Source organism: Intrasporangium sp. (genome assembly GCF_030452765.1).
GTDB lineage: Bacteria > Actinomycetota > Actinomycetes > Actinomycetales > Dermatophilaceae > Intrasporangium_A.
Genome location: NZ_JAKDLO010000188.1, coordinates 1 through 8,139, shown reverse-complemented (window position 1 = coordinate 8,139; position 8,139 = coordinate 1). Strand labels below are relative to the sequence as shown.

The 8,139-nt window shown below is 69.8% G+C and carries 9 protein-coding genes; 2 read left to right on the top strand and 7 right to left on the bottom strand.

The annotated features are described in order from the left end of the window. Positions 1–36: 36 nt before the first annotated feature. The 5 genes from L0H79_RS18550 to L0H79_RS18530 form a co-directional block, all read right to left on the bottom strand. The gene (locus tag L0H79_RS18550) at positions 37–1,047 is read right to left on the bottom strand and encodes a hypothetical protein (protein ID WP_301486127.1); all 1,011 of its coding nucleotides are present in this window, start codon (positions 1,045–1,047) and stop codon (positions 37–39) included. A 225-nt stretch (positions 1,048–1,272) separates the two neighbouring features. Beyond that, complete coding sequence (panC, locus tag L0H79_RS18545; protein ID WP_301486126.1) at positions 1,273–2,142, bottom strand: pantoate--beta-alanine ligase; 870 nt, start codon at positions 2,140–2,142, stop codon at positions 1,273–1,275. Next, positions 2,142–2,984, bottom strand: coding sequence for a 3-methyl-2-oxobutanoate hydroxymethyltransferase (gene panB / locus L0H79_RS18540; protein WP_301486125.1), 843 nt, complete (start codon positions 2,982–2,984; stop codon positions 2,142–2,144). Before panB ends, panC begins: the two co-directional genes overlap by 1 nt. A gap of 139 nt (positions 2,985–3,123) precedes the next feature. Beyond that, complete coding sequence (locus L0H79_RS18535) at positions 3,124–4,026, bottom strand: Rossmann-like and DUF2520 domain-containing protein (RefSeq protein WP_301486124.1); 903 nt, start codon at positions 4,024–4,026, stop codon at positions 3,124–3,126. A 26-nt stretch (positions 4,027–4,052) separates the two neighbouring features. Continuing rightward, a complete protein-coding gene (locus L0H79_RS18530; RefSeq protein ID WP_301486123.1) occupies positions 4,053–4,544 on the bottom strand; it encodes a GNAT family N-acetyltransferase in 492 nt (163 codons plus the stop codon). Positions 4,545–4,638: 94 nt separating this feature from the next. Here L0H79_RS18530 and L0H79_RS18525 point away from each other — a divergent pair, with 94 nt between their 5' ends. Next, positions 4,639–5,094 (top strand): pyridoxamine 5'-phosphate oxidase family protein, encoded by a 456-nt coding sequence (locus L0H79_RS18525; protein ID WP_301486122.1) that lies wholly within the window; start codon positions 4,639–4,641, stop codon positions 5,092–5,094. A 57-nt stretch (positions 5,095–5,151) separates the two neighbouring features. On the opposite strand, the gene L0H79_RS18520 is transcribed toward L0H79_RS18525, so the two are convergent. Next, a complete protein-coding gene (locus L0H79_RS18520) occupies positions 5,152–6,234 on the bottom strand; it encodes a tellurite resistance/C4-dicarboxylate transporter family protein (protein ID WP_301486121.1) in 1,083 nt (360 codons plus the stop codon). A 97-nt stretch (positions 6,235–6,331) separates the two neighbouring features. Beyond that, positions 6,332–7,522, bottom strand: coding sequence for a glycine C-acetyltransferase (locus L0H79_RS18515; protein ID WP_301486120.1), 1,191 nt, complete (start codon positions 7,520–7,522; stop codon positions 6,332–6,334). A 191-nt stretch (positions 7,523–7,713) separates the two neighbouring features. On the opposite strand from L0H79_RS18515, the gene L0H79_RS18510 reads away from it, so the two are divergent. Then, positions 7,714–8,139 (top strand): hypothetical protein (locus tag L0H79_RS18510; protein ID WP_301486119.1); only part of this gene is annotated, 426 nt, incomplete at its 3' end.

Genomic DNA, 8,139 nt, shown 5'->3' with positions numbered 1-8,139 from the left:
GGTGCAGTAGTCCTGGTCGACCGTGCACGCGCGCGGTCATTGTCCGCGGGCACGTCGACTCTTACGAAGCTCGGCCAGCTCGAGCATGCGCCGGCTGAAGAATCGGGGAGCGCATTCGTCCAGGGTGAGCCGGCTGCGAGGGAAGCAGAGGATCTGCGCGACATTGAGCACCAGGGCAGACCGTCCGGCATCGCTGTTCGCGTCGTCGCTCCATACCGGGACGACCTCGTAGCCCTCCTTACCGAAGTCGGCGTAACGGGCTTCGTCACACACCCGCTCTTCGCTACCACTGTGAAACTCGTGCCCCTGCACTTCAACGGCGATCCGCACCGGATTCTTGTACTTCATGTCGGGCCTGCCCACGAAGACTCCTGACCGGGTGCGTATCGGGTCGTTCAGGATGGGCTCGGGTAGTCCGCCACGGACGAGGACCAGCCGGGTGCGGGTCTCGGCTGGGGACTCCGAGCCCACCCGGACCGACTCCAGTGCCTCGAGCAAGGTGAGCTTCCCGCGGGGCCGAACACGCGTAGCAAGGGCCTGCCGTAACGGCTCCACCGAGCGCAGCCGAGTCGCGATCGCGTCTCCCATGACGATCAGGTCATCCAGCCCGACCGGTAGACCAGGACCGACGAGTTCGCCCATGTCAACCCACGTGTCCGTCAGCCCGACCACCGGCAGGCCATCCACCTCCTCGATGGCCCGGCATTCGTAGCCACGATGGCCACGAACGCCGCGCCTGCGGACATGGGCCTCGCTCGATCGACGGATGATGTGGGTGGTGGGGTCGGCGTCCATCGCGGTCGAGCCGGGCAACCGGTGCAAGCCGCCAGAAGTCAGGTGCGAGAAGGCGAAGTCGCCATCCATCACCGTCGCGAAGGCAGCACACCGCTCGCCCAGGCAGCCGGGCTGAGCCTCTGTGCGTACGCCCCTCGTTGGCGCGGGAAGTCGCAAGGTGCCCAGATCGGCGTGGGTCAAGCCGAGGTCCAAGGCTTCCCGGACCGTGAACGGTCGGCCTTGGAGCTGTCTGGGCAAGTACAGGATCGACATGGCGCAAGCCTTGCGCGTCGGACGGACCCAGCGCAGCGGCGCTGATCCAACGGTGGACAAACAGGCAGCCCAAGACAGGGATGTGGACACGACTCTGGCAGAGCCGCACCCTCGATGACGACTACTGCACTGTCGATCAGGATTGCTGCACTGTCGATCAGGATTGCTGCACTGTCGATCAGGATTGCGCACTCTCGATGCGGATTGCTGCACTCTCGATCAGGACTACTGCACTCTCGATGGGGGTGGGGTGACGGCGGCTGGGAGGGTCACGTTGTCGAGGAGCCGGGCCCGACCGAAGTGCGCGGCCAGCGAGACGAGGGCCCCCTCGGGTCCGACCCTCTCGAGCTCGGCCAAGGTGACCGGGTCGGCCACCGACACGTACTCCAGTGAGCCCGCCGGCTCGGCCGATACGTTCCGGCGCACGAGAGAACGCAGCGTCTCGGCGTCGCGTTCCCCAGCGGCATACAGCCGTTCGACCGTGGTGAGGGACCGGCGCAGGACCGGAGCCGCGGCCCGCTCCGCGGGCGTCAGGTAGACGTTCCGGCTGCTCATGGCGAGCCCGTCCTGCTCGCGCCACGTCGGCCCGACGACGAGGTCCACGGCGATACCGAGGTCACGGAGGACGTGTCGCAGGACCGCCACCTGCTGGGCATCCTTGGCGCCCATCACGAGTGCGTCCGGGTCGACGACCCCGAGCAGGATCGTCACCACGGTCGCGACGCCGTCGAAGTGGCCCGGCCGGCTGGCCCCTTCGAGCACTGCGGTGAGCGGCCCCTCGACCCGCACCCGCGTGCAGGACCCGACGGGGTAGACGTCCTCCACGTCCGGCACCCAGGCGAGGTCGACTCCCGCCTTCTCGAGCAGGGTCAGGTCACGGTCGACGTCGCGGGGATACGAGTCGAGGTCCTCCCCGGGGCCGAACTGGGTCGGGTTGACGAAGATCGACACCACCACCGCGTCATGCTCCCGGCGCGCGACGTCGACGAGCGAGAGGTGGCCGTCGTGCAGAAAGCCCATCGTCGGGACGAGCCCCACCGTGCCGAGGCTCGCCCGCGTCGCGCGGAGGTCGTCCCGGGTGCGCGCGACCTGCATCAGGCCCGCTCCGCCAGGTCGGACCGGACCTGGGCCAGCACGTCGTCGTCCATCCGGCTGGTGTTCTCCCTCGTCGGGAACTGACCGGCGCGCACCGCAGCGACATACTCGTCGAGCCCGGCGACGGCCTCCGCGCCGAGCGAGCGGAACCGCCGCGTGTGCCTGGGCACGAAGTCCTCGAACAGGCCGAGCATGTCGTGCCAGACCTGCACCTGCCCGTCACACCCGGCGCCCGCACCGATGCCGATCGTCGGCACCGACACCCGGGCCGTCACCTCGGCCGCGAGCTGCTCCGGCACGAGCTCCAGCACGATGGCCCACGCGCCGGCCGCCTCGAGCGCAAGCGCATCCTGGATGACGCTCACCGCGGCCCCGGCCTCGCGGCCCTGGACGCGCATCCCGATCTGGTTGACGGACTGGGGGGTGAAACCGAGATGGCCCATCACCGGCACGCCGGCCCGCACGAGACTCTCCACCTGGGGGACCATCTGCGCCCCACCCTCGAGCTTCACCGACTGCACCCCACCCTCGGCGAGCAGGCGGTGCGCGGCAGCGAGCGCGGCAGCGGGTGTCGTGTAGCTGAGGAAGGGCAGGTCGCCGACGACCAGGGGCCGCCTCGACCCGCGGACCACGGACGCGGCGGCGCGCACCATGTCGTCGAGGGTCACCGGCACGGTCGACTCGTGGCCGAGCATCACCATCCCCAGCGAGTCGCCGACAAGGACCAGGTCGATCTGCGAGCGGTCGACCAGTCGGGCCGAGGTGTAGTCATAGCACGTGACCATGACGAGGCGCTCCCCTGCGGCGACGCGCTGGGTGAGCTGCTGCAGCGTGGTCCTCATGCCTGTGCCTCCTCCGGGGCTCGCGCGCCGGGGGATTCTCCGGGCTCGAGCCCGGGGTCCTGCCCGGGCCCGCACCAAGCCTGGTCGATCATCCCACTCACCGTCGACTCGCAACCCATGCCCGCAGGGTAGTCGGCGGTCATGCGTCCGGGCTCGACTCGGGGCTCGGTGGCAGGGCCACCTGGCCGACGACACGTGCGAGCGCGTCATACAGGGCAAGGACGTCTGCCTGCCCGGCGAGAGCAGCGCGGTGGCGCTCGACCGTGCCTCGGTCACCGCGCACCCACGGTCCGGTCAGGCCCCCGGGGATGCCCGCACGCACGACTGCCTCGCGTGCCGAGTCGACGAGCGGGTCGAGGGCAGCGAGGGTCTCGCTGCTGCTCAGGCCGCACGCCTCGAGGAGCCGGCTCGCCGCGACCATGACCCCGGCGGTGCCGTTGGCCGCGATCACGGCCGCAGCGTGATAGCGGGCGCGGTCGGCATCCGCGAGGTCCAGCAGCCGCCCGTCGAGGGCGGCCACGAGTCGGGCCAGGCTGGCCCTGGCCGCAGGGACCTCGGTGGTGACGGCGTGCACCACCCCTGCGCGTACACCCGTGTCGGGCGAGGGAAAGGCCTGCAGCACGTGCCAGGCGGCCGTCGCCAGCCCGGCGACCGCGAGCGGACGCAGCGGAGCCAATCCGAGCGCACCGCTCAGATGCGCCACCAACGGCCGGGACTCCCGGCCCGGCTGGTCGGCTGCGCCGGTCGGCTCGGTCCGCCGGGTGAGGCGGCCGGCGAGCCCACGCGCGAGCCCGGAGATCGCGTCATCGGGGACAGCGAGCACGACGACCTCGGCCAGCCCGAGCGCATCGCCCGGAGTACAGGTGGCCAGGCCGAGCTCATCCGCCACCGGATGCCGAAGGCCGTCTCGCGTGGCAAGGGCCGGGATGCTCACCCCTGCCGCCACGAGCGATGTGGCGAGCGAGCCACCCGCGCGGCCCGGTCCGACGATGACGACCGAGGGCACACCGGTGGTCGGTCGGGGACGACGGGAGCCTGTCACCGGGCCATCCTCTCGGCCCCGGAGGGTCAGGCCCACGCCGTGTGCATGACGTGCAGTCCCACCCGGCGTCCGTCGGGCAGCTGGTGGGCCTGCGGCACGGTCCCGATGATCCGGAAGCCCAGCTCCTCGTAGAGGCGCACCGCACCGACGTTCTGCTCGACGACCGCGTTGAACTGCATGGCCGCGTAGCCGTTGGCGCGCACCCACGCGAGTGAGTCGACGACGAGTGCGCGCCCGACACCCTGGCCGCGCACGCCGGACCGGACCATGTAGCTCGCGGTCGCAACATGCTGGCCGGGGCCTGGGCGGTTCGGCCCCATCTTCGCCGTGCCGACGACGGCCCGCTCGTCGACCGCCACAGCTACCCGACCCCGGGGCCCGTTGTCGAGCCACAGGGCTCGCGCCTGCTCCTCGGTCAGGTCCCTCGGGTAGGGGAAGGTGTCGCCGGCCCGGACGACCTGCTCGATGATGGTCCACACCTGCGGCCAGTCCCGCTCCTGGAAGTCACGCACGATCATGCGACCAGCCTCACGTATCGACATCATGGCCCCCACCCCGGCCACCTACTACACTATGTAGTGCAAGGCCGAGAGACGAGAGCAGGTGGCCACCATGTCCGAGTACCAGTACGAGTTCCCGGGTGATCCGGTCCGTATCCTCCACCCCGAGGAGTCGTGGGAGTTCCTGCGGACGCACGAGTTCGGGCGTCTCGCCTTCCACCTGATCGGCGAGGTCCACATCGTGCCGATCAACTATGCCGTCGACAACCACCGGCTGATCTTCCTCACGACGGAGGGCAGCAAGGTGTTCGGTGTGACGATGAACGACGACGTCGCCTTCGAGGCGGACGAGATCACCGGCGAGCACGCGACGAGCGTCGTCGTCCGTGGCAGCGCCCATCTGCTCGACGGTGAGGACGCATATGTCGCGGAGCGACTGCCGCTGCGGCCGTGGGTCGGCACCCCGAAGTACACAGTCATCGGGGTCACGGTCGAGGAGATCTCGGGTCGCCGGTTCGACCTGTCGCGTCCGTGGATGCGCGCGCGGGTGGACGTCACGCACGGCTGAGCGCAGCGACGCCGCCCCGCTGAGCGGCATACCCTTGACCGTTGACTGGTATGCCGCTCAGCCGACTGACGTCGCACGCCGCCCGAAGAGCGCTCGACCGAGTCCGCGCAACATCGCGACGAACACGATGAACCACGCGGCCACCGCGACCCAGAGCCAGTGAGTGCCGATCCATTCGACGATCGGCAGGTGGTCGGCCCGGCCGAGGGTGATGCACGCGACGGCGTACATGCCCAGCGGGAAGATCATGCTCCAGAGCGTCGCCTCGTACCGAAGCGGGATCCCGCGAATGTGATGCCGCCAGACGCCCGCAGCGATGAGCACCGGGATGAGCCAGGTCGCAAAGGCCCAGAAGACGACGGAGAGCCCGGCGATCAGGCCGCGCGTCGCGTCGACCATGGGGGCTGACTGCATCTCGACGATGCGCGCCCCGGCAACGACGGTGATCGCGATCGCTCCCATGGAGACCCAGTAGGGGGGGTCGAACTCTTCCGGCTTGAGCTCGTAGAGCATGATCCGCAGCGACACGATGATCGCAGACGCAGCGTAGAGGAAGACGCCGATCGACCACGACAGCACCGCGAGGACAGCGAGGTAGTGTCGGGCGTCGTTCAAGACGACCTCGAGCGTGGCAGCCGAGACTGCGACCGACTGGCTCGCGACGACCCAGATGAACCACGTGCCGTTCGCGAGCTCGACGACCGGGCGGTGGTCCTGGCTGAGCACCGCGCTCCAGGGGATGACGTAGCCGAGGACGAGCCACACGACTGCGGCGACCAGCAGGAGCACGATGGTCAGGGTGTACCACTGCTCCGCAGCAGCGCGCGCCCCGAGCACGTTCGTTCCGGCGACGAAGGTGAAGAAGCCGAAGGCCCGTCTTGGCGCGCGGAAGTCGCTAGCCATCGCGTGACGGTAGCTGATGAAGCGCCACAGGTTGAGCACGCAGAGGACCGCGTAGCCGATGATGCAGACCGCGAAGAGCGCCGCCGACAACGCGTCCTGACCGACGAGCTGCAGCCCGAGTGAGACGATCCCGCACGCCATGACGAGCGCGTAGTAGCCCGGTGTGAGGCCCTCGACCAAGGGGCCGATCCGGCCGGCACCTTCACCTGTGTGCAGTCCGTGTTCCTTGATGGTCATCGGGCTCCTACGTCGGGCTGCAGCGGTTGGAGGAACCATAGCGAAGGCCACCCCAGCTCTGCGCTACCCGGCACCGGTGAGCCGCCGCCGGGAGTTGTCAACCGACGGCGTCCCGGGCCGCGACGAACGCGGACACGCACGTGCGGACGTGGTCCTCGGAGTGCGCGGCCGAGAGCTGCACGCGGATCCGGGCCCTGCCGCGTGGGACGACCGGGTAGCTGAACGCGATGACGTAGACACCGCTCTTCGCGAGCATGTGGTCGGCGATCTCGGCCGCCAGTCGGGCACCGTCGTCGCCGGGGAACATCACCGGACGGATCGGGTGGGTGCCCGGGAGCAGGTCGAAGCCGGCATCGGTCATGAGCTGGGTGAACAGCTCGGTGTTGCGGCGCAGGACCCGGCGCTTGTCGTCCGAGGACGCGATGAGCTCGAGGGCTGCGATCGAGCCGGTGACGACGGCGGGGGCGACCGAGTTGGAGAAGAGGTAGGGCCGCGATCTCTGCCGAAGCAGGTCCACGACCTCGCGATGCGAGCTCGTGTAGCCCCCCGACGCGCCGCCGAGCGCCTTGCCGAGGGTGCCGGTCAGGACATCGACCCGGTCCTGGACGCCGAAGAGCTCCGGCGTGCCGCGACCGCCCTCACCGACGAAGCCGACGGCATGCGAGTCGTCGACGAACACCATCGCGCCGTACTCGTCGGCGAGGTCGCAGATCTGCGGCAGCGGCGCGTAGGAGCCGTCCATCGAGAAGACACCGTCGGTCGCGATGACGGCTCGCCGGCAGTCCTGGGCAGCCACGAGCTGACGGCGCAGGTCGGTCATGTCGGCGTTGTGGTAGCGGAAGCGCTGGGCCTTCGAGAGCCGGACCCCGTCGATGATCGAGGCGTGGTTGAGCTCGTCGGAGATGATCGCGTCGTCCGCGTCGAAGAGGACCTCGAAGAAGCCACCGTTCGCGTCGAAGCACGACGAGTACAGGATCGTGTCCTGCATCCCGAGGAAGTCCGAGAGGTGCCGCTCGAGACTCCGGTGGGGGGTCTGCGTGCCGCAGATGAAACGGACCGACGCCATCCCGAAGCCCCACTGCGCCAGGCCCGTCCGGGCTGCCTCGACGACGCCGGGATCGTCGGCGAGACCCAGGTAGTTGTTCGCGCAGAAGTTGAGCGCCTCGGCCTGCGTCGTCGTGACGTGCGCGGACTGGGGCGAGGTGAGCTCGCGCTCATCCTTGTAGAGGCCCGCATCCCGGATCTCCTGCAGCGTCGCGGTGAGCTCGTCCTTCACACGGCCGTACATGGGGCTCTCCTTTGCGCGTCGGATCAGCCCAGCGTATTGCCCACGGCGCCCTGTGCGCTGAGGGCACGGGCAGCGCACTGTTCGGTATGTCGCTCACGGCCGGTCTGGGACGCACCGAGGGCCCGAACGGGCAGGAAGGACTGCCCCGACGTCCCTTGACCCGGGCGTCGACGTTCGGCGCATGCTGGACTGTGGACGCACGGGCACAGCACGCCTCGTCCGGGCGGGCGGCCAAGGCGCAGCGGCAACGGCATCCGAAGGCCGAGCCGCCCGCTTCCCCGTCGCCGCCCGGCGTCCCCGGCGTCGGGAGCCCGGCGGCGAGGCTGCTCGCCCTGCAGCGCACCGCCGGCAACAGTGCGGTGGCGCGGGCTGTCACCGTCCAACGAACCCTGACCAACGACGCGACGTGGGGCGCCGTGGAGGCGACGACGGGTCAGGGCACCTCCGTGCGGGCCGTCAGCGGACCCAGCTACAAGTACGGCTCCAAGCCGGCGACGAGCAAGGGTTTCCGGCCATACGACTACACCGCGATGTTCTCCGCTGCCACCGGACCGGCGTTCTACTGCCAAGGCCACCTGCTCAACGACAACCTCGGCGGCCCGGGCGACCCCACCCCC